At 74.3% G+C, this 21967-nt stretch carries 22 protein-coding genes and 2 pseudogenes; 15 read left to right on the top strand and 9 right to left on the bottom strand.

Annotated features, from left to right (window positions below; all coding sequences use genetic code 11):
* Window positions 1-224 precede the first annotated feature (224 nt).
* Window positions 225-1631: an MFS transporter gene (locus tag UK82_RS23495; protein ID WP_313949831.1), complete on the top strand. Its 1407-nt coding sequence runs from the start codon at window positions 225-227 to the stop codon at window positions 1629-1631.
* Between the two features lie 9 nt (window positions 1632-1640).
* On the opposite strand, the gene UK82_RS23490 is transcribed toward UK82_RS23495, so the two are convergent.
* On the bottom strand, window positions 1641-2045 hold the full coding sequence (locus tag UK82_RS23490; RefSeq protein ID WP_044885537.1) for an ATP-binding protein: 405 nt from the start codon (window positions 2043-2045) through the stop codon (window positions 1641-1643).
* A gap of 416 nt (window positions 2046-2461) precedes the next feature.
* Between UK82_RS23490 and UK82_RS23485 the strand changes: the two genes are divergently transcribed.
* A complete protein-coding gene (locus UK82_RS23485; protein ID WP_055409374.1) occupies window positions 2462-3712 on the top strand; it encodes a TIR domain-containing protein in 1251 nt (416 codons plus the stop codon).
* Between the two features lie 102 nt (window positions 3713-3814).
* The gene (locus tag UK82_RS23480) at window positions 3815-4003 is read left to right on the top strand and encodes a DUF2795 domain-containing protein (RefSeq protein WP_044885539.1); all 189 of its coding nucleotides are present in this window, start codon (window positions 3815-3817) and stop codon (window positions 4001-4003) included.
* A gap of 74 nt (window positions 4004-4077) precedes the next feature.
* On the opposite strand, the gene UK82_RS23475 is transcribed toward UK82_RS23480, so the two are convergent.
* Window positions 4078-5565 carry a DHA2 family efflux MFS transporter permease subunit gene (locus tag UK82_RS23475; protein WP_055409372.1) on the bottom strand — a complete coding sequence of 496 codons (1488 nt, stop codon included), beginning with the start codon at window positions 5563-5565 and terminating at the stop codon, window positions 4078-4080.
* Window positions 5566-5700: 135 nt separating this feature from the next.
* Here UK82_RS23475 and UK82_RS23470 point away from each other — a divergent pair, with 135 nt between their 5' ends.
* The 3 genes from UK82_RS23470 to UK82_RS23460 are packed head-to-tail and all read left to right on the top strand — an operon-like array spanning window position 5701 to window position 7954.
* Window positions 5701-6441 carry a TetR/AcrR family transcriptional regulator gene (locus tag UK82_RS23470; RefSeq protein ID WP_044885585.1) on the top strand — a complete coding sequence of 247 codons (741 nt, stop codon included), beginning with the start codon at window positions 5701-5703 and terminating at the stop codon, window positions 6439-6441.
* Entirely contained in the window at window positions 6435-7151 is a 717-nt protein-coding gene (locus UK82_RS23465; protein WP_055409370.1) for an aspartate/glutamate racemase family protein, read from the top strand. Before UK82_RS23470 ends, UK82_RS23465 begins: the two co-directional genes overlap by 7 nt.
* A complete protein-coding gene (locus UK82_RS23460; RefSeq protein ID WP_199865393.1) occupies window positions 7148-7954 on the top strand; it encodes a hypothetical protein in 807 nt (268 codons plus the stop codon). The genes UK82_RS23465 and UK82_RS23460 overlap by 4 nt, the downstream gene beginning before the upstream one ends.
* A gap of 15 nt (window positions 7955-7969) precedes the next feature.
* Here the strand turns inward: UK82_RS23460 and UK82_RS23455 are convergent, their stop codons facing one another.
* The 5 genes and pseudogenes from UK82_RS23455 to UK82_RS23440 all read right to left on the bottom strand — a co-directional run bounded on the left by UK82_RS23455 (window position 7970) and on the right by UK82_RS23440 (window position 11464).
* Complete coding sequence (locus tag UK82_RS23455) at window positions 7970-8797, bottom strand: phosphatase PAP2 family protein (RefSeq protein ID WP_055409368.1); 828 nt, start codon at window positions 8795-8797, stop codon at window positions 7970-7972.
* A gap of 131 nt (window positions 8798-8928) precedes the next feature.
* Complete coding sequence (locus UK82_RS23450) at window positions 8929-9405, bottom strand: SRPBCC domain-containing protein (RefSeq protein WP_055409366.1); 477 nt, start codon at window positions 9403-9405, stop codon at window positions 8929-8931.
* Window positions 9406-9463: 58 nt separating this feature from the next.
* Window positions 9464-9939: pseudogene (locus tag UK82_RS43220) on the bottom strand (TetR-like C-terminal domain-containing protein); the annotation flags it as partial.
* Between the two features lies 1 nt (window position 9940).
* Window positions 9941-10048 (bottom strand): annotated as a pseudogene (locus UK82_RS43215) (TetR family transcriptional regulator); the annotation flags it as partial.
* Between the two features lie 69 nt (window positions 10049-10117).
* Window positions 10118-11464, bottom strand: a complete 1347-nt coding sequence (locus tag UK82_RS23440; RefSeq protein WP_055409362.1) for a phosphotransferase family protein — start codon at window positions 11462-11464, stop codon at window positions 10118-10120.
* Between the two features lie 74 nt (window positions 11465-11538).
* Here UK82_RS23440 and UK82_RS23435 point away from each other — a divergent pair, with 74 nt between their 5' ends.
* From UK82_RS23435 to UK82_RS23420, 4 genes are all read left to right on the top strand, one after another.
* Window positions 11539-12210 carry a TetR/AcrR family transcriptional regulator gene (locus UK82_RS23435; protein ID WP_044885545.1) on the top strand — a complete coding sequence of 224 codons (672 nt, stop codon included), beginning with the start codon at window positions 11539-11541 and terminating at the stop codon, window positions 12208-12210.
* A gap of 59 nt (window positions 12211-12269) precedes the next feature.
* A complete protein-coding gene (locus tag UK82_RS23430) occupies window positions 12270-13916 on the top strand; it encodes a class I adenylate-forming enzyme family protein (protein WP_055409360.1) in 1647 nt (548 codons plus the stop codon).
* 224 nt (window positions 13917-14140) lie between these two features.
* Window positions 14141-14956, top strand: an 816-nt coding sequence (locus UK82_RS23425; RefSeq protein WP_236706345.1) for a hypothetical protein, incomplete at its 5' end; no start/stop codon positions are given.
* 88 nt (window positions 14957-15044) lie between these two features.
* Window positions 15045-15803: a phosphotransferase gene (locus UK82_RS23420; protein WP_055409388.1), complete on the top strand. Its 759-nt coding sequence runs from the start codon at window positions 15045-15047 to the stop codon at window positions 15801-15803.
* A 76-nt stretch (window positions 15804-15879) separates the two neighbouring features.
* Here UK82_RS23420 and UK82_RS33755 read toward each other — a convergent pair whose 3' ends face one another.
* Window positions 15880-16326 carry a hypothetical protein gene (locus UK82_RS33755; protein WP_055409356.1) on the bottom strand — a complete coding sequence of 149 codons (447 nt, stop codon included), beginning with the start codon at window positions 16324-16326 and terminating at the stop codon, window positions 15880-15882.
* A gap of 14 nt (window positions 16327-16340) precedes the next feature.
* Here UK82_RS33755 and UK82_RS23410 point away from each other — a divergent pair, with 14 nt between their 5' ends.
* The 5 genes from UK82_RS23410 (at window position 16341) to UK82_RS23390 (ending at window position 20742) form a co-directional block, all read left to right on the top strand.
* Window positions 16341-17456 carry an FAD:protein FMN transferase gene (locus UK82_RS23410; RefSeq protein WP_055409354.1) on the top strand — a complete coding sequence of 372 codons (1116 nt, stop codon included), beginning with the start codon at window positions 16341-16343 and terminating at the stop codon, window positions 17454-17456.
* Complete coding sequence (locus UK82_RS23405) at window positions 17453-18226, top strand: ferric reductase-like transmembrane domain-containing protein (protein WP_055409352.1); 774 nt, start codon at window positions 17453-17455, stop codon at window positions 18224-18226. The genes UK82_RS23410 and UK82_RS23405 overlap by 4 nt, the downstream gene beginning before the upstream one ends.
* The gene (locus UK82_RS23400; protein WP_236706343.1) at window positions 18223-19743 is read left to right on the top strand and encodes an NADH-ubiquinone oxidoreductase-F iron-sulfur binding region domain-containing protein; all 1521 of its coding nucleotides are present in this window, start codon (window positions 18223-18225) and stop codon (window positions 19741-19743) included. Before UK82_RS23405 ends, UK82_RS23400 begins: the two co-directional genes overlap by 4 nt.
* Window positions 19744-19831: 88 nt before the next feature.
* Window positions 19832-20176, top strand: coding sequence for a ferredoxin (locus UK82_RS23395; RefSeq protein WP_055409350.1), 345 nt, complete (start codon window positions 19832-19834; stop codon window positions 20174-20176).
* Between the two features lie 128 nt (window positions 20177-20304).
* Window positions 20305-20742: a DUF4190 domain-containing protein gene (locus UK82_RS23390; protein WP_055409348.1), complete on the top strand. Its 438-nt coding sequence runs from the start codon at window positions 20305-20307 to the stop codon at window positions 20740-20742.
* Between the two features lie 233 nt (window positions 20743-20975).
* On the opposite strand, the gene UK82_RS23385 is transcribed toward UK82_RS23390, so the two are convergent.
* The gene (locus UK82_RS23385) at window positions 20976-21899 is read right to left on the bottom strand and encodes a hypothetical protein (protein WP_055409346.1); all 924 of its coding nucleotides are present in this window, start codon (window positions 21897-21899) and stop codon (window positions 20976-20978) included.
* Between the last annotated feature and the right edge of the window lie 68 nt (window positions 21900-21967).

Raw genomic sequence — 21967 nt, 5'->3', positions numbered from 1 at the left:
TGGACGACAGCCCCAAGTCGGCGCTGCGATCCGGGCGACCACCGACGATCACCTCCGTCGGGAACCNCCCATCCAGGGGCAGCAGCCCGACGAGCAGTGACGCGGGCGGCATCGCGCTGGGTGGAATCGCGCCAGGCGGCATCGCGCTGGGTGGAATCGCGCCAGGCGGCATCGCGCCAGGCGGCATCGCGCCAGGCGGCGCGCCCGGTGGGCGGTTCGGGCGGGTGTTCGCGGTGGTGGCGGCCGGGGTCGCCATGTCGAACCTCGACCTGTTCGTCGTCAACGTCGCTCTGCCGGACATGGGCCGGCACTTCGACGGATCGTCGCTGTCGTCGCTGTCGTGGGTGCTGAACGGGTACGCCGTCGTCTTCGCCGCGTTGCTCGTGCCGGCCGGGAACCTCGCGGACCGGACCAGCCCGCGCCGCGCCTACCTCTGGGGCACCGCGATCTTCGTCGTCGCCTCCGCACTGTGCGCCGCCGCCCCCACGGTGTGGTTCCTCGTCGCCGCCCGGGTGCTGCAGGCGGCGGGCGCCGCCGTGATGACCCCGTCCTCCCTCGGCCTGCTGCTCGCGGCGGCGCCGCCCGAGCGGCGGGGGGCGGCGGTGCGGGCCTGGACGGCGGTGAGCGGGCTGGCGGCCGCTCTTGGACCCGTCGCCGGCGGGTTGCTGACCGAACTGGACTGGCGGTGGGTGTTCCTGGTCAACCTGCCGGTCGGGCTCGCCGTCCTCGTCGCCGGACCGCGGGTGCTGCCCCACCCGCCGCGGCGCCCCGGCGTGGGGCGGTCCGATCCGGCGGGGGCGGTCCTGCTGACGGTCGGGATCGCGGCGCTGGCGCTGGGGCTGGTGCGCGGGCCGGACTGGGGCTGGGGCTCCGCGCGGGTGGTCGGATCGCTGCTCGCCAGCGTGCTGCTGCTGGCCGGGTTCCTGCACCGCTCGGCGCGTCATCCCGCGCCGGTCCTGCCGCTGCCGCTGCTGCGCGTGCGGACCTTCAGCGCCGCCGCGGTGGCCGCGTTCGTGTTCAGCGTCGCGTTCGCGGCGATGCTGCTGTCGGGCGTGCTGTGGTGCCAGGACGTCTGGCACTGGTCGGCGCTGCGGACCGGGCTTGCCATCGCCCCCGGACCGCTGATGGTGCCGGGGCTCGCCCTCGCCGCCGGGCCGCTGGTGGCCCGCCTCGGGTCGGGACGGGTGGCCGCCGCCGGCTGCCTGGTGTTCGCGGCCGGGATCGGCTGGTGGATCCTGCGGATGGCGCCGCAGCCGGACTACGTCGGCGCGATGCTGCCCGGGATGCTGCTCACCGGCGTCGGCGTCGGGCTGATCCTGCCGACGCTGATCAGCGCGGCCGTCACCGCACTGCCCCCGGCGAGCGTCTCCACCGGCTCCGCGGTGGTGACCATGGCCCGTCAGATCGGCACCGTCATCGGGACCGCCCTGCTCGTCGCGGCGCTCGGCGGCGCGGCGGCCGACGACCTCGGCTCGCTCACGGACGCCTACGACCTGGGCTGGATCATCACCGTCTCGGCGGTCGTCCTCGCCGCGCTCGCGTGCCTCACGATCCCGCGCCCGACCACGACGCAGGCACCGCCCTCCCCGCGGGTGCCGACCCCTGCGCAGGTGCCGACCGTGGCGCCGTAGCGGCCGGGGTCAGCGGCGGAGAAGGAACCACACGGTCTTGCCGTCGCCGGGGACGGCGGCCGCGCCCCAGTCCTCGGCCAGCGCGTCGACGAGGTGCAGGCCACGGCCGCCGAGCGAGTCGGCGTCGACGTGGCGCACCCGCGGCGGGTGGCGGTCCGGGTCCCGGACGCCCACCCAGACCAGGTGATCGGTGGTCCGGATCTCCAGTTCCGGTTCACCGTGGCCGTGCAGCACGGCGTTGGTGACCAGTTCGCTGGCGAGCAGCACGACGGTCTCGGTCACCTCCACGGGGACGCCCCGGCCGGTCAGGTCCGCCGTCAGCCGCTGGCGCGCCCGACCCGGAGCGTCCGGACCTGGCGGGAGGACGAACCGGTCGAGAAATATCCCGACTGGAGGTTCCGACCCGACTGCCATGGCATCCACATATCCGGGCGAATCCATGGATAAACCGAAGTCGGGTCGGTCATCGCGGCCGTAGCGGCCGTGCGCGACGCCGGGGNGACGCCCCTCGTCCCTCGACCAGATGCCGGTCCCGTCCGCCCCGACGCCCGGAGCCGGCCTGCTGGCCCTCACCTCGGCGGACGTCCTGACCGCCGTGGACGTCCTGACCGCCGTGGACGGGCTGGTCGCCGTGGAACGCATGACGCCACCGGTACTGGCTGAGCTGTCCGGCCGGCAGCGCGGACCGGGCAATGGATTGCCGGTCGGCAGGCTTCTCGCGGGATATTCGCTTCACCCGGGCCGAACCCGCGCTGCGTCGCCCACCTTCGGCGGCGGCCGGGCCGGGGCCGTAGAATCCGGCCCGGGCACCGGGTGGCATGCTGACAATTATGGACGACACGAACCCGCGGGGGCCGGCTGGTCCGGAGCCGGAGGGCACCGGGAGGCAGGCCGAGTACGACTTCTTCGTCTCCTATCACGCCAAGGACCACGACTGGGCGAAGTGGGTCGCCTGGCAGCTCGAGGATGAGAAATACCGGCTGCTGCTGCAGGAGTGGAATTTCACGCCCGGAACGGAGTGGGCGGCTTCACTGCGACGTGACATGACCGCGTCGGAGCGCACGATTGCACTGGTGTCGGAGACCTACCTCGCGTCGGCCTACGAGCAGCGAGCGTGGGAACTCGCCTACCAGCACGACCACGGGTTCGCCCGCAAGCTGCTGCCGGTCAGGGTCGAGGACTGCCGCCTCCCCGGGCTGCTCGGCGACATCAAGGCCTTCGACCTGTTCGACGTGGCGGACGAGGCGGAAGCCAGCCGTCTGCTGCTGCAATGGATCGTGGACGCGCAGACGGGTCGGACCAAGCCCACGGCAAGGCCGCCGTTCCCCGGCTCGACCGGCACCGACCCAGAACAGCCCGGGGAAACATCCAGCCGGCTACTCAGCCCCGAAGCCCTGTTGACGGGCACGCCGCTGGCCAGGATGGTGGAGTATCCGGTGCGGTTGCGGGACAAGCGCGCCGTCGAGCTTGATCTCGAACATCTGCGGCGTGCCTGCCAGCGGGTCATCGCCGAGCGGAACGTCCGCGCCGCCGTGGAACTCGACTACCTGGTGGCGCAGAACCGGCCGGACGTGGAGCTCTCCCCGGACACCTACGCACTGGTGCAGCGGGTCAAGGCGGAGTTTCGGACGGAAATGAGGTACATGGACGGTCCCCAGGCCCAGCGACGAAACCTCATCGAACCGCTGATCAACCTGACCAACCTCGTCGGTGCGATGTTCGCCCACCTACCGATCGAGTTCGTCCTGCACGACACGCGGGATCCCCTTCATTCGGTCTGCGCCGTCCAGAACGGGTTCACCGGACGACAGGTGGGTTCGCCGGTAAGCAACGTGGCACTGAGCCGGATCGTGAACCCGCCGGGCGCCGAGGCAGCCGTCTACCAGGTGCGCCTGCCGGACGGCCGCAGACTGAGAAGCGCGACCATCCCGATTTACCACCGAGTATTCGGCCTGATCGCACTGCTGTGCATCAACGTGGACGCCGAGAGGTTCCTGCCAGGGGCGAAAGGCAGCAAAAGTTTGCTGGAGACTCTCGCCCGCCTTCCTGACAACATGGTGGAAGAATTCTTCTACGGCTGACTCCGCCAGCTACCTTCAGCGGCTCCCGAAACGTCGACGTCACATTCCCTGGCATTACGCGGGCGAGGTTTCAACGGCCGGGCGGCGGGCCATCATGGCTGCATGACCACAGCAACCGAAGCGCAGAAGTTCCTCAAGGGCGTCGACTACCCGGCCGATCGTTCGGCGATCGTGAAGAAGGCAAGGGAGAACGGTGCGGACGAATCCCTCGTCCGCACCCTGGAGAAGATTCCGGACCGGCAGTACAGCGGCCCGAACGCAATCTCGAAGGAGCTGTCCGAGAAGTCCTGACCGGAACCGGTCACCGAGCAGGACACGCGACGGGGTCGAGCCGGGGCAACCGCCTTCCGGCCCGACCCCGTCGTTCACGACACGGGGACCTCCGCCGTCCGGTCCGACTGGGCGGCCGGCTGCGCCGCCGGCTCCGGGCGGCCCGGCAGGAGCAGGCTGGCAGCCAGAATGATCACGATGGTGCCCAGCGCGAACCAGTAGACCCCGTGGAACCCGTCGACACCGCCGCCGTCACCCACCGTGGCCAGGATGAGGGTGACCACGGCGATGCCGATCGCGGCACCGAGCTGGTTGAGGATGTAGAGCACCGAGCTGCCCTGCGGCACCGAGGCCGGCGGCAGCGTGCGATACAGCGAGCCCATCGTCGGGGCGCCGACGAAGCTCAGCCCCAACCCGACGACGAACGCGGCCAGCGCCGGCCAGACCTCCGCGGTGTGCGCGCCCACCCGGGTGAACGCGAACTCGCCGACGGCGGCGACGAGCGCCCCGACGCGGACCAGCCGCCGGGCGCCGAGCCGGTCGGACAGCCGACCGGACTGCGGCATGGCGATGATGGCGGCGACCGCGAACGGCGCGACGAGCAGCCCGGAGGCGAGTGGGCCGTGCCCGTGCTGCTGCTGGTAGTACAGCGGCAGCACGAACAGGTTCGCGAACATCGCCAGCCCGACCAACATCATGATCGCCACACTGGCCGCGAAGCCGCCGCTGGTGAACAGCCGGACGTCGATCAGCGGCGGCGTGCGCCGCGCGGCGGCCGGGCGCAGGGCGTGCCCGGCGTAGCCGGCGAGCAGGGCGACGGCGGCGGCCAGCGGGAGCAGCACCTGCCAGGCGACGAAGGTCGTGCGGTCCGCGGCCTGGGACAGCGCCAGCACCGCCGCGGCGAAGCCCGGGCCCACCAGCGCCACCCCGAGCACGTCAAGCCGTGTGCGCGGCACGCCGCCCGTCGATACGCCGCCCGTCGGCGCGTCGCCCGTCGGCGCGTCGCGGGGGATGACCCGCAGCGCGCCGATCAGCGCGGCGACCCCGATCGGCAGGTTGATCAGGAACATCCACCGCCAGGAGAAGTGCGCCAGGACGGCCCCGCCGACGATGAGACCGAGAACCGGGCCGGCCGAGAGGACCATGCCCATCAGCCCCATCACCCGACCCGCCCGGTGGGGGCCGGCGGCGCGGGCCAGCAGCGTGAGCACGAGCGGGTCGAGGATGCCGGCGGCGAGCCCCTGCAGGACCCGGAAGACGATCAGGCTGCTCACGTTCCAGGCCAGCCCCGAGGCGACCGAGGCGACCAGGAAGGCGACGAGGCCGGCCAGCCACAGCCGGCGGGCGCCGAACCGGTCGACGGCCCAGGTGGTGACGGGGATGGCGACGGTGAGCGCCAGCAGGTAGCCGGTGGAGACCCAGCCGATCGTGCTGAGCGCGGCGTCGAAGCGTGCGGCCAGGGTGTCCACTCCGACGGCCACCATGGAGCCGTCGAGGATTCCCATGATCCCGCCGAGGAGCACGACGGCGATCAGCCGCCGCAACGCGGGATCGAATCGGCCCTCGTCCAGCACCTGCGCCATCTCTCACCTCGCGAGTCCCTAAATCTGCACTGGTCGGTGCACTGTAACAGGCCATCACGTTCCAAGGAACCGGACGGGTGGCTTTACTGCACCAGCCGGTGCAGAGAATGGTGGGTGCTGGGATACGGTGTGGTGATGAGTGGGAGGACGCCCGCCGCGGCTGCCGGATCGGCCACCACCACCACCACCGGTTCGCCCGCCCGGCCGAGTGCGCGCGGCCGGATCGACAAGCGCGAGGCGATCCTCGCCACCGCGTTCGTGGTCTTCGCCCGCGAGGGGTACGCGCAGGCCACGCTGGACGCGATCGCCGCCGAGGCACGCGTCGCCAAGCACACGATCTACAACCACTTCGGGGACAAGCAGACACTGCTGCGCGCGGCGATCGCCGCCGAGGCGGACCGCGCGATGGCGAAGAACCTCGCGGCCGTCGACCGGCTACGCGACCACGACGGCGACCTGCGCGCGACGCTGGAGGACGTCGGCAGCCAGCTCGTCGCGTGCTACTGCGACGAGCGCGGCTGGGCGCTGCGGCGCCTGCTCTACGCGGAGATCAGCCAGTTCCCCGACCTGCTCGACATCATCACCGGCCGGGCATCGGACCCGGTCACCGAGGCACTCGCCGACCGCCTGGCCCGCCTCGCCCTGGCCGGCCACCTGCGCGCGGGCGATCCGGCCGCCGCGGCCGAGCAGCTCGCCGCCCTGCTCACCGGCTCGCTGGAGGCCCGCTGCCGGTACGGCACCAGAGTCATCTCCGCCGCCGAGCAGCACGCCGTCGCCCGCGCCGCGGTCGACACCTTCCTGCACGCCTTCGGCACCGCCCCCGGCCCTGCCGGGACGCCCGCGGCCGGGGAGGGAGACCCGGCGGCGCGATGCTGACGATCGGAATGCTGGGCGGGATGAGCTGGGAGAGCAGCGCCGAGTACTACCGGCTCGCCAACGAGCTGGTCCGGGCGCGGCTCGGTGATCTGCATTCGGCCCGGTGCGTGCTGTTCTCCGTCGACTTCGCCGACATCGAGGCCATGCAGACCGCCGGCCGGTGGGACGAGGCCGGCGTCGTCCTCGCCGCCGCCGCGCGGTCGCTGGTCGCGGCCGGCGCCGATCTGGTGCTGCTGTGCACCAACACGATGCACAAGGTCGCCGACCAGGTCCAGGCGGCCATCGACGTCCCGCTGCTACACCTCGCGGACGCCACGGCGGCGGCGGTGACCACCGCGGGGCTGCGCACCGTGGGCCTGCTGGGCACGGCGTTCACGATGGAACAGGCCTTCTACCGCGACCGGCTCACCGCCGCCGGGCTGCGCGTCCTCGTGCCACCCGCCGTCGACCGCGCGCTCGTGCACCGCGTCATCTTCGACGAGTTGTGCCGTGGCGTCGTGCGGGAGCAGTCGCGCCGGCAGTACGTGGCGGTCATCGAACGGCTGGCAGCCGCGGGCGCCGAGGGCGTCATTCTCGGCTGCACCGAAATCGAGCTGCTGGTTCGCCGCCAGGACAGTTCGGTGCCGGTCTTCCCGACGACCCGGCTGCACGTCGAGGCCGCCGTCGAGCTGGCCCTCGCCGCGGAAACGACGGCAGGCAAGTCCGGTTGACCGGGACGGGCGGCCCGGACGGTCCCGAGGAGCCGGCGCACCCGCACACCAGTGCGTGGGACCGGCTCTCGCCGATCCATCTGCGGCAGTTCGCCCGGGCCACCGGGCTGGCGGTCGGCGAGGTCCGCAGGCTGCCGGAGCATCTCGTCCCGGCGTGGCTGCGGCCTACCGACGGCGAGCGGCGGCTGCCGGTGCTGCTCGCCACGGTGGTGGCGATCGCGTTGCAGTGGGCGCTGCCGTCCCGGCTGACGCTCACCCCGCGCTGGCTGCTGCCCGGCCTGGAGATCGCGCTGCTGGCGGGGCTGACCGCGGTCAACCCGGTGCGGCTGACCCGCAAGCATCCGGTGGAGCGGGCGGCGAGCCTGCTGCTGGCCGCGTCGGTCACCACCGCGAACGGGGTGAGCGCGGCCCTGCTCGCCCACCGCCTGGTCCGCGGCACGGCCGGTGAGGACCCGGCGGTCCTGCTGAGCACCGGCGCGGCGATCTACCTGACGAACATCATCGCCTTCGCCCTCTGGTACTGGGAGTTCGACCGCGGCGGGCCGTTCGCCCGGGCGCAGAGCGAACGGCAGTACCCCGACCTGCTGTTCCCCCAGATGAGCGATCCGGCGAACGCCGATCCCCGCTGGGAGCCGACGTTCGTCGACTACCTGTTCGTCGCGTTCACGAACAGCACCGCCTTCAGCCCGACGGACACGATGCCGATGACCCGCTGGGCCAAGCTCATGATGATGGCCCAGTCGACAATCTCGATCATCGTCGTCGCCCTCGTCCTTGCCCGCGCCGTCAACATCCTCCGTTGACCGGCCACGCACCGGTCAGCGAGACGGCTGCGCCGTGCGCGCCGGATCAGGCACTCGGCGCGCGGCCGGCGGCGGGCAGCTCGATCCACCGCCGCGCCGAGGGTCGTGCGCGCCGCGCCGCCCCAGCACCACCCGATTGACGGCCGCGAGCCAGCACGCGCCGAGGAAGGCGCCGCCGAGCACGTCGCTGGGATGGTGCATGCCGCGATAGGTCCGGCAGAACCCGACGAGCACCGGCACGGCGACCGCGACGACCACCGACGCGACCAGCACGGCCCTGACCCACCACGGCCGAGCCGACGACGGCTGCCCCCCGCCCACTCCTCCGCCCTGGCCGGCACCGGAGCCGGCCGGTAGCCGCCCGAACCGGCCGTCCGCGGCGAGCCGCCGCAGCACGAGGGCCAGTCCGCCGTACAGGCACACCGCGGCGGCGGTGTGCCCGGACGGGAAGCTGGCCAGCGGATCCCCCGGGTCGAGCCGGGGCACCGCGGGGCGCGGCCGGCCCACGAGGGCGTTGGACGCCTCGTAGACGGCCGTCTCCCCTGCGGTGAGCAGGATGATCCCCGCCGGCAGCCACCAGCGCCGCGTCCACCACCCGACGGCCGCCGCCAGCACCGCCGTCGCGGCGATGACCGTCCAGGTGTCGGCGAGGTAGGTCGCGTCCGCGGTGAGGCGGACCAGGCCGCCGGTGCGGTGGTCGGCGAGCCAGCGCTCGGCGTCGGTGTCCCAGCCGCGCACCTGGCCGGGCCCGTGGACGAGGAGCGCACCGGTGCCGGCGAGGATGAGCACGAGCAGCCCCGCCGCCGCCACGAGACGGCCGCCCAGGCCGAGGAGAGATCGCACGGATCAGTTCCTCTCCACAACGAACCCACCGGACACCTGCCGTACCGTGCCACCCGGGTCCGACCGTCATCCACACGCCCGCCGCCTTCTGCCGCGCTCCGGCTGTGCCCGTCGTCGCAGCCAGACGGTGCCTACCGTGGACTGCTGGAGTCGTTGGTGTGCGGCCTCCTTCGACCGGAGGTCCCGGCCAGTCGCTGGTCGGCTGGCCGTGGTGGGGCCGAGCGGCGGGTGTTGATCTGTCGGGCCAGGCCCTCGAGCGCGACGCGAAACTGGTGTTGCGTCTCGGTGGCGAGCCGGCGGCGCAGCAGCGGAACGAGCACGCCGGTCAGACGCTCGGACTGGGTGACCCGGACCCGGGTGGAATCGAGCGGTTCGATCAGATAGCTGTGCTCGCCGGTGAAGACGCCCGGCGCCAGCAGCCGTCCCCGCCGGGTCAGTTCGCGTTCGGGAGTGACGGTCGTCAGCACGGGCCGGAAGGTCATCTGCCGGCCGGTGGCCGTGCGTACGACCTCCCGCTGTCGAGCACCGACCGCAAGCCGCCCACTCGCGTGGAGCACAAGCGGATGCCACTGCGGGTAGCTGTCCCCATCGGTGATGTGACCTGCCACACCTCCGCCGGGGTGGCCGCGATGTCGATCTCAGCGCGCACGTGGACACTCAGCAGGCTCATGCGAGACCCCCGGATGAGACCCCGGCCCCGGCCAGGGCCGCGGACACGAGACGCTTCAGGTAGTCGTCATCAACCGGGTCGCCCGTGATCAGGGCTCGATAGTAGACGGCGCCGATGATCTGATCGAGGATCAGCCCCGGATCCACGTCGTCAGCCTGTTCACCCTGGCCGACGGCCGCGGCGAACAGATCGAGGCTCGCCGCTCGCCGCCGGGCCCACAGCTGATACACCGACGCGGCCAGGTCGGGCTGACGAGCACCTGCGGCGATCAGCTCCGACACGAGCAGTCGTATTCCGGGCTGACCCAGGCCGGCGGCGATCGCGGCGGCGATCCGGACCAGGTCGGCTCGAAGATCCCCGGTTTCCTCGATCGCCACGTCGTCCAGAAAGGTGGCCACTGCCGCGACCACCAGGTGGTCACGCGAGGGCCATCGCCGGTAGACGGTCGTCTTGGCCACCCCGGCACGGTCAGNGACCTGGTCCACCGCGAACCTGGCGTATCCGCCCTCGCGCAGCATCTCCCTCGCGACCGCCACGACACGCTCTTCCACCCCGGTGTCCCGAGGCCTGCCCCCGCCCATGCGCCCCCTCCATTTCGCTACGCGAGTAGCGTAACAGAAGTGGATCACCCGGGGACCGCGCGCGGCGGGTCAGGCTCCGAGTCCGTTGCGCTGCGCGCGCCGGATCAGCCGTTCGGCACGCGGCTGGCTGCGGGCGGCTCGATCCGCCGCCGCGCCGAGGACCGTCGCGAGCGCGGTGAGCGTCGTGGGATCGGCGTCGTCGACGCGGGCGGCGAGGCCCGCGGGCCCGCCCGGATCACCCGGATCACCCGGATCACCCGGATCACCCGGGTCGGCGGGGTCGGCGGGTAGTCGGGTGGCGACGTCCGCGGCCAGGTGGCTGGTCCGCCACTGTTCGAGGGCGAGATGGCGGCGCAGATGATCGAGGATGGCGGCGCCGGCGCGGTCCGCCTCGCCGAGGCGGGCGGCGAGCTGGTCGACGAGCCCGGTCTCCGCCGAAGTCGCCGGGATCGCCGGGATCGCCGGCGTTGCGAGCAGCCGCAGCGCGCCGCCGCGCAGCCGGACGAGCACGGCTCCCAGCAGCGCGTCGTAGGCGAGCGCGGCGATGAGCGGGCCGAGCACGTCCGCCCCCGGCGGCGCGGCGATGATCCCGGCCCACAGGCTGATCACCGACTTGGTCATCACGAACGCGGCCTGCCAGTCGAGCCGGCCCGGATCGACCGCGACGCCGGCGGCGGCGGCGTACTCGGCGACGCGGGTGGTGAACTCGCCGAAGTCGGTGTGCGCGCCGCGCATCCAGATCCAGGCGAGGTCCTCGTGCGGGTCGCCGGCGTGGAACAGCTCCCAGTCCAGCAGGGCGACCACCCTCCCCTCATGGATCATGACGTTGCCGGGGCCGGCGTCGCCGTGCACCGGCCGCGCCGGTGTCGGGTCGTCCGGCAGGCCATCGGCGAGGATCCGCAACGCCAGCCGGATCAGCGGCCGGTCCAGAGTGCCCGTCGTGGCGGCTCGGTCGCGCCACCAGTCGAGATCCGAGCGCAGCGCCGCGGTGATCGACGAGGCTGGCACGCCGAGGTCGGGCGGATCGATCCGGTGCAGCCGGGCGAGCAGCGCCATGTACTGCGGCGCGGCCTGCTCGACCGCCGCCGGGTCGGGTCTGCTGGTGCCGGGGACGAGCTCCAGCAGGGTGCCGGCGGGGTCCGTCAGGGTCGCGAGCACGGCGGGCACGGGCAGCCCGTGGGCGCGCACGCGCCGGAGCACCTCGGCCTCGCGGGCCAGGGTCATCTCGCTGCCGTCCATCACCCCGCCGGCCACCGGGTCGGCGCGCAGGAAGGCGATGCCGGCACCGGCGGGGCTCTCGACGCGGTAGGCCTCGCGGGAGGCCCCCGCGGGCACGGGCACCAGGCGGACCGCGTCGACGCCGAGGGCGGCGGCGATCTCGTCGGTCCGTTGGGCCCAGCTCGAGATGGGGGTCACGGCGGTCCTCTCAGCCTCGGCGACGAGTCGATACTAGCGAGAACTGACAGGTGCTCAATTTTTTGGGAGGCGAGATGACCGCAGCCGAACCGAGCGAGCCGTCCGGCCTGAGCGACGTGGCCCGGCTGTCGCGGCGACCGGCGGGCGGCGGCGGGCCCGGGCCCGGCCCCGGGCCGAAGGGGCGGCGCACCCGCCTGCGGCTGCTCGACGAGGTGGAGCGGCGCTGCCTGGCCGCGCCGTACCTGACGATCGCCGTCGCGGACGTCGCGCGGGCGGTGCACACGTCGCCGGGGACCTTCTACCACTACTTCCCCGACCTCCCCAGCGCCGTCGCCGAGGTGGCCGAGCGGCACATGGAGCAGTTCGAGCAGGTCACGGCGCTGGCCGCGGTGCTGGTGCGCGCGGACGCCGCGCCCGAGCCGTGCGAGCGGTTCGTCCGGGCGTTCCACGACTTCTGGAGCGACCGGCGCGGCCTGCTCGAGACGATCGTGCTCGCCTCCCGCGACGAGGACCCGCGGGTGTTCCGGGTCCTGCTGGACGCCATGAAGAGGCTCACCCACGTGCTGTCGGTCGCCGTCGTCGACGGTCATCCCGTGGGTCTCGCCGGGTCGCTGGTGATGATGCTGGTGATGTCGGCGGCCCGCCGCGAGGGGTTCGCCCGCGACGGGGCGCCACTCGAGGAGCTCCTCCGGTCCCAGGCCCAGATCATCCATCTCAGCCTGGCCCGGCGCCCGGACCATAATTGACGCTATGTCAGTTCCGTGAAAGCGTCTCTCGGTACGAGATCGGAGCCGGCGAGGTGGCCATGGACGAGTTCGACGGAGTGGGCGGGTCCGACGGAGTGGGCGGGTCCGACGGCGTGGGCGGGTCCGACGGCGTGGGCGGCTCCGACGGCGTGGGCGGGTCCGACGGAGTCAGTCTGTCGAGCGTGTTCGACCGACGGGTCCGGACCAGCCCGCGGGCGCCGGCGGTGCGCGACGTGGGTGGCGAGCCGGTGTCCTGGGGCGAGCTCGGCGACCGGGTGACGGCCCTCGCCGCGGACCTCGCCGCCCGCGGCGTCCGGCCCGCCACCGTCGTGTCCTGGCAGCTTCCGACCAGCGTCGAGGCGATCGTCCTGCTGCTGGCGCTATGCCGGCTCGGGGCGACGCAGAATCCCCTGCTGCCCGTCTACGGCGACCGTGAGCTCGACTTCATCCTGCGTCAGGCCCGCCCGGCGCTGCTCATCGTCGACGGCGCCGACCCGGCGCGTACGGCCGCCGCCCGGCGGGTGGCCGCCGCCGTGGCCCGCGACGGCGCGCCGATCGACGTCCTGGCCTGGGGGAAGGACAGCCCCGCGCGGGGCGGTCCGCTGGCCCCGCCGACGGGGGTCGCGGGCCGGTGGTACTTCTACACCTCGGGGACGACGTCGGTGCCGAAGGGCGTGGTGCATGCCGACCGCGCGGTGCTGGCGGCCGGACGCACCCTGGTCGAGCGGCTCGGGTTACGCCCGGACGACCGGTACGGCGCGGTCTTCCCCCTCTGCCACGTGGGCGGCCCGGCCTGGCAGGTCGCGGCGATGCTGGTCGGCTTCGAGACGTTGTGCGTCGCCCGGTTCACCGACGAGGCGATCAGCGCCCTGCAGGACTTCGACGTCACCATCGCCGGGGCCGGCCCGCCGTTCTTCCTCGCCTACCTCGCCGCCCAGCGTGCGCTGCCGGCCGGCCGGCGGCTGTTCCCATCGGTGCGTGCCTTCCCCGGCGGCGGTACCGGCCGACCCCCCGACCTGGACGCGCGGATGGTGGCCGCGTTCGGCGCCGGTATCGTCCCCACCTACGGACTGACCGAGGCGCCGATCGTGTGCATGGGCCGGCTCGGCGACTCCCCCGCGCAGCGGGCCACCACCGAGGGGATCGCCGCGCCCACGGCGCGGCTGCGGGTGACGGCAGCCGACGGCGGCGCCGCGCCGGCCGGCTCGGACGGCGAGATCCAGCTCCGCGGCGACCACCTGATGCTCGGCTATCTCGACCCGGAGCTGACCGCCGCGGCGATGACACCCGACGGGTGGCTGCGCACCGGCGACCTCGGCCGCCTCGACGCGGCCGGCTACCTGACCGTCACCGGACGGATCAAGGACGTGATCATCCGGAACATGGAGAACGTCTCGGCCGTGGAGGTGGAGCAGGTGCTGGCGACCCATCCGGGCGTCACCGACGTGTCGGTCATCGGGCTGCCCGACGGGCGGACCGGGGAGCGGGTGTGCGCCGTCATCGTCCCCGCGGCCGCGGACGCCCCGCCCAGCCTCGCGGACCTCACCGGCTGGTGCGCCCGGGCGGGTCTGATGAAGCAGAAGTGGCCGGAGCAGGTGGAACTGGTCGACGAGCTGCCCCGCAACCCGGTCGGCAAGGTCGCCAAGGCCCAGCTCCGCGAGCGTTACCTCCCCGGCGCCGACACGGCCGCGGCGGCACCGCGATGACCGCCGCCGCCGACCCGGCCGGCACCAGCCCCGCCGACACCGACTCGGCCAGCACCGACTCGGCCAGCACCGACCTGCCGGACACGGCCGGCTGGGGGCTGACGGAGGCGGACGACGGGCTGCACCCGTTCCCGCCCGACGAGCCGTTGTGGACGGAGACCGTCTGGTTCACCTGGATGGTGCCCGAACGTCACCTGCTGGGCTACGTGTACCCGGTGTTCCGNCCCAATCTCGGCGTCCAGTTCGGCGGGGTGACCGTCTACGACGCCAGCGCCCACCTGCCCTGGGAGCTTCCCGTGCGCCACTGGCAGCAGCACATCCCGCTGCCGGAGCTGCCGGACCTGCGCAACGCCCGGCTCGCCGACGGCATCACCCTGCGCGCCGTCCGCCCCGGCCACACGTACGACATTGGCTACCGCAGCGACGAGCTCACCCTCGACCTGCGCTACGAGGCCCTCATGCGGCCGCTGGTCTCCGGTGGCGAGTCCGACCTGTTCGCCCAGGGCGGTCATCTCGACCAGCCCGGACGGGTCACCGGGGAGATGGTGCTGCACGGCGAACGGGTCGCCGTCGACTGCCTCGCGATCCGCGACCGGGCGTGGGGGCCGCGGCGCGACCAGCGGCAGCGGCGCGTCGGCTACGCCTACGGCACGGCGTCGGCGACCGAGGCGTTCCTCGCCCTCACCGGCCCGGACCGCCACGGCACGGACCGGGTGTGGACGGGTTACCTCATGCGGGACGGCGTGTGGTCCCCGCTGGTCACCGGCGAGCGCCGGGTGGAACGCGACGGCGAGGGCCGGCCGGCGACCGTACGGATCACCGGCGGCGACGAGCTGGGCCGGGTGCTGTCCGCGACGGGCACGGTGGTCAGCCGGATGGTCTTCACCCCGTACCCGAGCATGCTCGCGTGGTGCAGCATGACCCGCTGGGACCTCGACGGCCAGGAGTGCTGGGGCGAGGACCAGGACGTCTGGAGCCCCCGCCGCTGGCGCCGCGACATGGTCGCCGCCCCGGCGGCCATGCCTGCCGAGGCTGGGTGAGCGGCCGAGCCCATGGCTGCCCGGCCGAAAACCTGTTGCGATGCCGGTTCCATCACCCCTAGAAATCCGAAGCATGGATGAGCAGCCCCTGACCGAGCAGCGCCTGCCCGGCGGCCGGCATGTCGGGGGCGTCCGCATCGGCGACACCGTGCACCGCCCGGCCAATCCCTGGACCCCGGCGGTGCACGGGCTGCTGCGCCATCTCGACGCGGTCGGGTTCAGCGGTGCGCCGCGGGTGCTCGGCTTCGATGAGCGGGGTCGGGAGGTGCTGTCCTGGCTTGCCGGCGACACGATCGGCGAGCGGCGGCCGTGGCCGGCATGGGCGTTCTCCGACGAGGCGCTGGGCCAGGTCGGGGCGTGGCTGCGCCGGCTGCACGACCTCACCGCCGGCTACGTGCCGCCGACCGGCGCCGTCTGGCTGTCCGGGCGGCCGTGGCAGCCGGGCCTGGTCGTCGGCCACCACGACGCCTCGCCGTTCAACGCGGTGTGGGACGCCGCTGCCAACCGGCTTGTCGGGTTCGTCGACTGGGACACCGCCGGGCCGTCGTCCCGCGAGCTCGACCTCGCCTTCACCGCGCTGACCTGGGTGCCCCTGCACGCCCGCGCCGTCGTCGAAGCGCAGGGCTTCACCGCCTTCGACGACCGGCCCCGGCGGCTGCGCCTGCTGCTGGACGCCTACGACTACGACGGCGACCGGGCCGCGTTCGGCCCCGCCGTCGCCGCCCGGGCCCGGCTCAACGCCGCGGTCATCGACCGGCTGGGTATCGACGCGCTACGGCCCATCGCCGCCGACTTCGAGCAGGCCGCCCGCGAGATCGAGGCCCTGCCGCCCGCCTTCTGGACCTGACCGCTGCCCGACACCGAACCCTGGGCCTGCGCTCAGGCGGCGCACAGCAACCCCACAGGCTCGGCTCGCACTCTCATCACCAATCGGCGTTCCTCCCACGGAGCGCGGCCGGTGAGAGGGAGACGATGGCCACACGCGAACAGGGGATCCGACGGGTAGGTCCCGTCACGACCGGGCTGGTCGCCGTCGCGGCCGCCGGCGTCATCGGTTTCGGCGTCCTCGCCCACGAGCACACCGCCGCCACGGACGACGACACCTCCGCCACCGCGACGAGCGGCACCACCTCCGACACAGGCAGCACTTCGGGCAGTACCGGCACCGCCTCGGGCAGTACCGACTCTTCGGGTAGCACCGGTTCCTCGGGCAGCACCGGTTCCTCGGACAGCACAAGCTCCTCGGACAGCACAAGCTCCTCGGGCAGCACAAGCTCCTCGGGCAGCGCCTCGGACAGCACGAGCTCCGGCACCTCGTCCTCGAGCGGGACCTCGCCGTGGAGCACCGACGGCCAGGCGCACGCCACCACGGGTGGCTCCTGAGATGGCCGCAACCACGAGACCCCGCCCCGCCGCGGTACCGAACTCCGACCGATCCGAGCCGGCCTCGGCCGCCTGGCCGGTCTGGAGCACCACCGCGCAGGTCGTGGTGACCGACCCGGACCGCCTCGACGCCGCGCGGCGGCTCGTCGCCGACCAGCTCGCGGCCGTCGACGCCGTGGCCAGCCGCTTCCGCGCCGACGCGGAGATCGTCCAGCTCGACGCCGCCGACGGGGCGCCCCAGCAGGTCAGTCCCCTGCTCGCCGAGCTGATCGGCGTGGCGCTGGCCGCCGCCCGCCAGACCGGCGGAGCCGTCGACCCCACCCTCGGCGGCCCGCTCGCCGACCTCGGCTACGACCGGGACATCGCCCAGCTTGCCGCCGGCGGCCCGCCCGTGCGGGTGGTGCGCCGACCGGCGCCGGGCTGGCAGCGGGTCCGCCTGACCGGGCGGTTGCTGACCCTGCCCGCGGACGTCCAGCTCGACCTCGGCGCAACGGCGAAGGCGCACACCGCCGACCGCTGCGCCGCGCTGGTCGCCGACCGGCTGGGCACCGGAGTCCTGGTCAGCCTGGGCGGGGACATCGCCACCGCGGGGCCGCCGCCACCGGGCGGCTGGCGGGTCCGGGTGCTGGACCAGCCGGGCGAGCCGGCGTGCACGGTCGGCCTGCCGCCCGGGACCGCGCTCGCGACGTCGAGCACGCTCGGGCGCCGCTGGCGGCGCGGGCACCAGCTGCTGCACCATGTGCTGGACCCGCGGACCTGCCAGCCGGCGCCGGCGGTGTGGCGAACCGTCACCGTGGCCGCCGCGAGCTGCCTGGCGGCGAACACGGCGAGCACGGCGGCGATCGTGCGCGGCCCGGCGGCGCCCGATGCGCTGCGCCGCGAGGGGCTCGCCGCCCGACTGGTCGACGCGGACGGCACGGTGGTCACCGTGGCCGGCTGGCCGTCCCCGACGCAACGGTCGGCGCCGGCGGCGGTCGCGCCCGAGGCGGTCGCGCCCGAGGCGGAACAGGCGGTGCGATCCGCGGTCGCGCCCGGGATGGAGGAGACCGTCGAGCGAGACTCGACGGAAGCGCGATCGGGGATGCCCGGCCCGCGGGACGCCGGGGCCACCCGATGACCACCGACACGCTCTGGTACACCGCCCGGGGCAGCGGCACCGTGGCGCTGCTGCTGCTCACGCTCACGGTCGTCCTCGGCGTGGTGGCCCGTTCGGGCCGGGGTCTGGCGGGCCTGCCGGGCTTCGCGGTCGCCGCCGTGCACCGCAGCGCGGGCCTGCTCGCCGTCGTGTTCGTCGCCCTCCACGTCGTGACCCTGCTGCTCGACCCGTACGCGCAGCTTGCCCTGCCCGACGTGGTCCTCCCCTTCGGCGCGGGGTACCGCCCGCTGTGGGTCGGCCTGGGGACGGTGGCCCTCGACCTGCTGGCGGCGGTGGCGCTGACCAGCCTGCTGCGCCGGCGCGTCGGCGCCCGGATCTGGCGCGCGGTGCACTGGGCCGCCTACGGCGCCTGGCCGGTGGCCGTGGCGCACGGCCTCGGCGCCGGCAGCGACACGGGCACGCCGTGGCTGTGGGCGGTGGCCGTATGCTGCGTGCTCGCCGTCGCCGGGGCGCTGAGCTGGCGCCTGTCGGTGGGATTCGCCGCGTTCCACCGATCCCGGCCGTTAGCCCCGACCGAGCCCCGGCCGGGCGGGGTCGATGACTCCCCCCTGCGGGCCCTGCGCACCGTCCCCGCGCACGGCCCCGTCCCCGCGCACGGCCCCGTCTCCGCCGTCGGCGGCCACCTCGACCGGCCCGCGACGGCCGCCGCGGCGATCCCGCCCGTCCAGACCATGCGCGGCGCCGCTGGGGACAGCCCCGCGGCAGCCGCCGACCGATGGGACCCGCGATGACCGTCGAGCACACTGTTGAGCCCTGGCCGGCCGGCGTCCACCCGGTCCGCGGCGTCGGGGACGCACCGAGCGTGGCCGGCACCGCCGGCACCACGAACCCGCCGGGCACCGCCGGCACCACAAACCCGCCGGGCATGCCCGGCGCCGCGGACCTGCCGGGCACCGTCCGCGCCATGAACCTGCCGGATACGGTCGGCGTCGGCGGGCACGCCGCCCAGCGGCTGCTGGCCCTCGCCGCCCCCGACCTGCTCGGCCACCACCGCCGGTGCGGGCCGCTGCCCTGGCGCGGCCCCGGCGGGCCGCTGCTGCGCGAGATCCACGACGCGGGGCTGACCGGACGGGGCGGCGCGGCCTTCCCGACCTGGCAGAAGCTGGCCGCCGCCGCGCAGGCCGCGTGCCCGCCCGGCGCGGACCGCCCCGGGCGGCGCCGGGGGGGCACGGGCGGGGGCACCGGACGGCCACGGGCGGGCGGCACGCCCGTCGTCGTCGCCAACGCCGCCGAGGGTGAGCCCGAGAGCGCGAAGGACGCGACCCTGCTCGCCGCCGCGCCGCACCTCGTCCTCGACGGCGTGCAGCTCGCCGCCGAGGCGGTCGGCGCCGGGGAGGCGTTCGTCTACGTCAAGGCCGGCAGCGCCGCCGCGGTAGCCGTGCGGCAGGCGGTGGCCGAACGGCGGGCCGCCGGCTGGGACCGCTGCGGGATCGAGGTCCGCGAGGCGCCGGCGACGTTCCTCGCCGGGGAGGCGTCCGCGGTCGTCGCGGCGCTCGACGGGGCCGCGGCCCGACCCCGCGCGCACTGGCGACCGCTGGCCGACACCGGCCTGCACGGGCGTCCGACGCTGGTGCACAACGTCGAGACCCTCGCCCACCTGGCGACGATCGCGCGCTGGGGCGCCGCCTGGTTCCGCTCCGTCGGGACCGCCGACGAGCCCGGCACGCTCCTGGTCACGGTGACGGGAGCCGTCGCCGCGCCGGGAGTCGTCGAGGTGCCGTACGGAACCCCCCTTGGCGATCTCGTCGGGTCCCGCGGCGGCGCCGTCGAACCGGTCGGCGCCCTGCGGATCGGCGGATTCGCCGGCACCTGGCTGCCCGGCGGCGTGGCGCCCGCGGTGCCGATGTCGCGGGAGGGACTGGCGTCCTGGGGCGCCACGCCGGGACCGGGGATCGTCTCCGTGCTGCCCGCCCGGGCCTGCGGGCTGGCCGAGACCGCCCGCATCGTCGGCTACCTGGCCGCGCAGAACGCCGGCCAGTGCGGCCCGTGCGTCAGCGGGCTGCCGCAGCTCGCCCGGTCGGTCGCCGGCATGGCCGGGGTCGCCGGCCGGGACACGGCGCCGGACGGGGAGAACCCGGCCCAGGCGGCGAGCCGGTCGCTGCGCCTGGCCGCTCTGGTCGCGGGCCGCGGCGCCTGCCACCATCCCGACGGCGTGGCCCGCCTCGTGCACAGCGCGCTGCGCACGTTCGCCGCCGACATCCGCGCGCACGCCCAGGGCCACTGCCTCGGCTCGGCCCACCTGACCTGACCGCGGACGACCCCGCCGGCCACCCGACGCACACGCACAGGCAGGCACGACTCAGGCAGCCACTCAGGCAGGCACAGGAGGAGACAGCATGCCCGGCATACCGCAACGGCGACGGACCGCCCCGGCCGGCGCCCCGAACGGCGACCCGACCGGCGACCCGACCGGCCACCCGGACTCCACGGCGGGCGGCGGCGGACCCGCGGTCGGCCCGGCCCGGCTGTGGATCGACTGGACGGCCTGCGACGCCCGCGGCTGGTGCGCCGAGCTGCTCCCGGAACTGCTCACCCGCGATCCCGACGGCTACCCCCTGGCCCGCGCCCCCGGCGCCCGGACCACCCGGCACGTCACGATCCCCCTGCGGCTCGCCGGCCACGCCCGCCGAGCCGTCGACGCCTGCCCCCGCCTCGCCCTGCGCCTGCTGCCCGACCGGTGAGCGCACGACCGAACACGCCGTCGAACCGTGGATATTTCTCGGGAATCTCCGTGTGAGGGAACGGGATTGCGGGGTACAGCAAGGTCACGACAGTACCGGCCGACGACCGAAGGAGAAGAGGAGTTCCCGTGACGAGGCCCAACACGGTGCACGATGCCGGTACCGAGCAGCTTCCCGTCAATCCGCCTGCCGACCGGCCCTACGGCCAGCCCTACCGTGAGCCGTACCCGCCCCAGAACTCGCCGCAGTACGGCGGATACGGCACCTGGGAAAGCGACCAGACCGGCTATCTTCCATACCCGGACAATAACCAGGCGCAGATGCAGTACGGCTACCAGCAGCCGGTCGGGCCGCGCCCGGAATCGTCCGGGACGCGGGCGCTGTGGATTCTCGCCTTCGTTTTCTCGGCGGTGGCGCTGTTCGTACCGTTCGTCGGTTTCGCCGCCATCGCCTGCGGCGCCGTGGCCTGGGGCAAGGGCAGCCGCCGAGGCAAGCTCGCGACCTTCGTCGCCATCGCGGCCACGACCGTCGGCTGGGTCCTCAGCATCCTGATCTACACCTCCTGACCCACGCCGCGGCCGTCCACAGCACCATCGGACGGCCGGAGCGGGGCCCCGCCGCACCCGGCGGCGAGGCCCTGTTCGTTCGCCGTGCCGCACCGCGGCCGACCCCCCGCCGCGGTGCGGCACCTCCCGACCCGCCCCCGCCCGCATGACCCGACGGTCGGCGGCGCGCCGCCCGATGCATGCCACCGATGCAGCGGGCGCCTGGGATCCGAGCCGGGTGGCGTCGGGCGGGGTCAGCCCACCGGCGGCTCGTCCGGCTCGTCCGGCCCAGCCGGCCCGGCCGGCTCGTCGTCGGCGAGGTCGCCGGGTGGGCCGTTCGGATCGGGACGAGGCCTCACGGGCGCCGAGGGATCCGGGTTCGCGTCGTCGCGTCGTGCGGCGGTGCCACCGCGACCGGCGTCAGGTTCCGTGGTCCGGGAGAGGCCGGGGATCGGTATCCCGTTGCCCAGCGGGATCGACGCGGGCAGCGGCAGATCGCGTTCGACCTGCCGGATCGTGCGCTCGGCCACGAGCAGCGTGAGGCTGACCCGACCGGACCCGGGGTGCGCTCTCGTCAACCGGCCCGCGCGCAGGGCGATGCTCACCTCTGCCAGCGCGAACTCGACGATCAGCCGGATTCTCGTCCTCGACAACAACAGCTCGCCGGCGAGGATGTCGGCCTCGCGGCCATACTCCACGGTCGAGGTGTGGGAGCCCAGGATGAGCGTCTCGGTCGCCTGCGGGGACGCGGCGGAGCGGTGCGCCGCCTCCCGGATCACCGGCCACTCCGCCCACGCGTCGATGATCACGCCAACCAGGTCGATGCGCAGGAACCGGAGAATCTCGGCGGCGAGCTCGCCGGCAACGCGAAGGATCACATCCGGCGAGATCTGCGCCGCCCGAAGGGAATTGCTGACCTCGCTGAGCTCGGTCGCCAACTGGCGACCCAGCCTCGCGACGCTTTGCCCGGCCGCGAACAGCATCCCGCCCGCCTGGAGCAGATCGAATGGCACGGGCTCCCCGTCGGACGTGGCCGGCGGCTCCGGCGGGGCGGCCTGGTCGTCGGGCCGCTGGTCCGCCTGCCCCGGCTCGCCGGCCTGGTCGGCCGGGCGCCCGGTCGGCTGGTCCGACCCGGCGGCGCCATCTCGTTCCGGCGGCTCACCCCGATCCGCCGGCACTCTTCGATCCGGCGGCACGCTCCGATCCGGCGGCACGCTCCAATCCGGCGGCACGCTCCGATCCGGCG

Source organism: Frankia sp. ACN1ag, assembly GCF_001414035.1.
GTDB lineage: Bacteria > Actinomycetota > Actinomycetes > Frankiales > Frankiaceae > Frankia > Frankia torreyi.
Note: the sequence above shows the minus strand (reverse complement) of the source record. Positions and strands in the feature narration are given on the sequence as shown.

What these genes read in the sequence shown, in the direction of transcription:
- UK82_RS23410 (WP_055409354.1), top strand. Translation starts at nt 16,341, where the DNA reads ATGGCCGCAACCACGAGACCCCGCCCCGCCGCGGTACCGAACTCCGAC.
- UK82_RS23435 (WP_044885545.1), top strand. Translation starts at nt 11,539, where the DNA reads ATGACCGCAGCCGAACCGAGCGAGCCGTCCGGCCTGAGCGACGTGGCC.
- UK82_RS23490 (WP_044885537.1), bottom strand. Translation starts at nt 2,045, where the DNA reads ATGGCAGTCGGGTCGGAACCTCCAGTCGGGATATTTCTCGACCGGTTC.
- UK82_RS23395 (WP_055409350.1), top strand. Translation starts at nt 19,832, where the DNA reads ATGCCCGGCATACCGCAACGGCGACGGACCGCCCCGGCCGGCGCCCCG.
- UK82_RS23465 (WP_055409370.1), top strand. Translation starts at nt 6,435, where the DNA reads ATGCTGACGATCGGAATGCTGGGCGGGATGAGCTGGGAGAGCAGCGCC.
- UK82_RS23485 (WP_055409374.1), top strand. Translation starts at nt 2,462, where the DNA reads ATGGACGACACGAACCCGCGGGGGCCGGCTGGTCCGGAGCCGGAGGGC.
- UK82_RS23430 (WP_055409360.1), top strand. Translation starts at nt 12,270, where the DNA reads ATGGACGAGTTCGACGGAGTGGGCGGGTCCGACGGAGTGGGCGGGTCC.
- UK82_RS23480 (WP_044885539.1), top strand. Translation starts at nt 3,815, where the DNA reads ATGACCACAGCAACCGAAGCGCAGAAGTTCCTCAAGGGCGTCGACTAC.
- UK82_RS23475 (WP_055409372.1), bottom strand. Translation starts at nt 5,565, where the DNA reads ATGGCGCAGGTGCTGGACGAGGGCCGATTCGATCCCGCGTTGCGGCGG.
- UK82_RS23400 (WP_236706343.1), top strand. Translation starts at nt 18,223, where the DNA reads ATGACCGTCGAGCACACTGTTGAGCCCTGGCCGGCCGGCGTCCACCCG.
- UK82_RS23405 (WP_055409352.1), top strand. Translation starts at nt 17,453, where the DNA reads ATGACCACCGACACGCTCTGGTACACCGCCCGGGGCAGCGGCACCGTG.
- UK82_RS23470 (WP_044885585.1), top strand. Translation starts at nt 5,701, where the DNA reads ATGAGTGGGAGGACGCCCGCCGCGGCTGCCGGATCGGCCACCACCACC.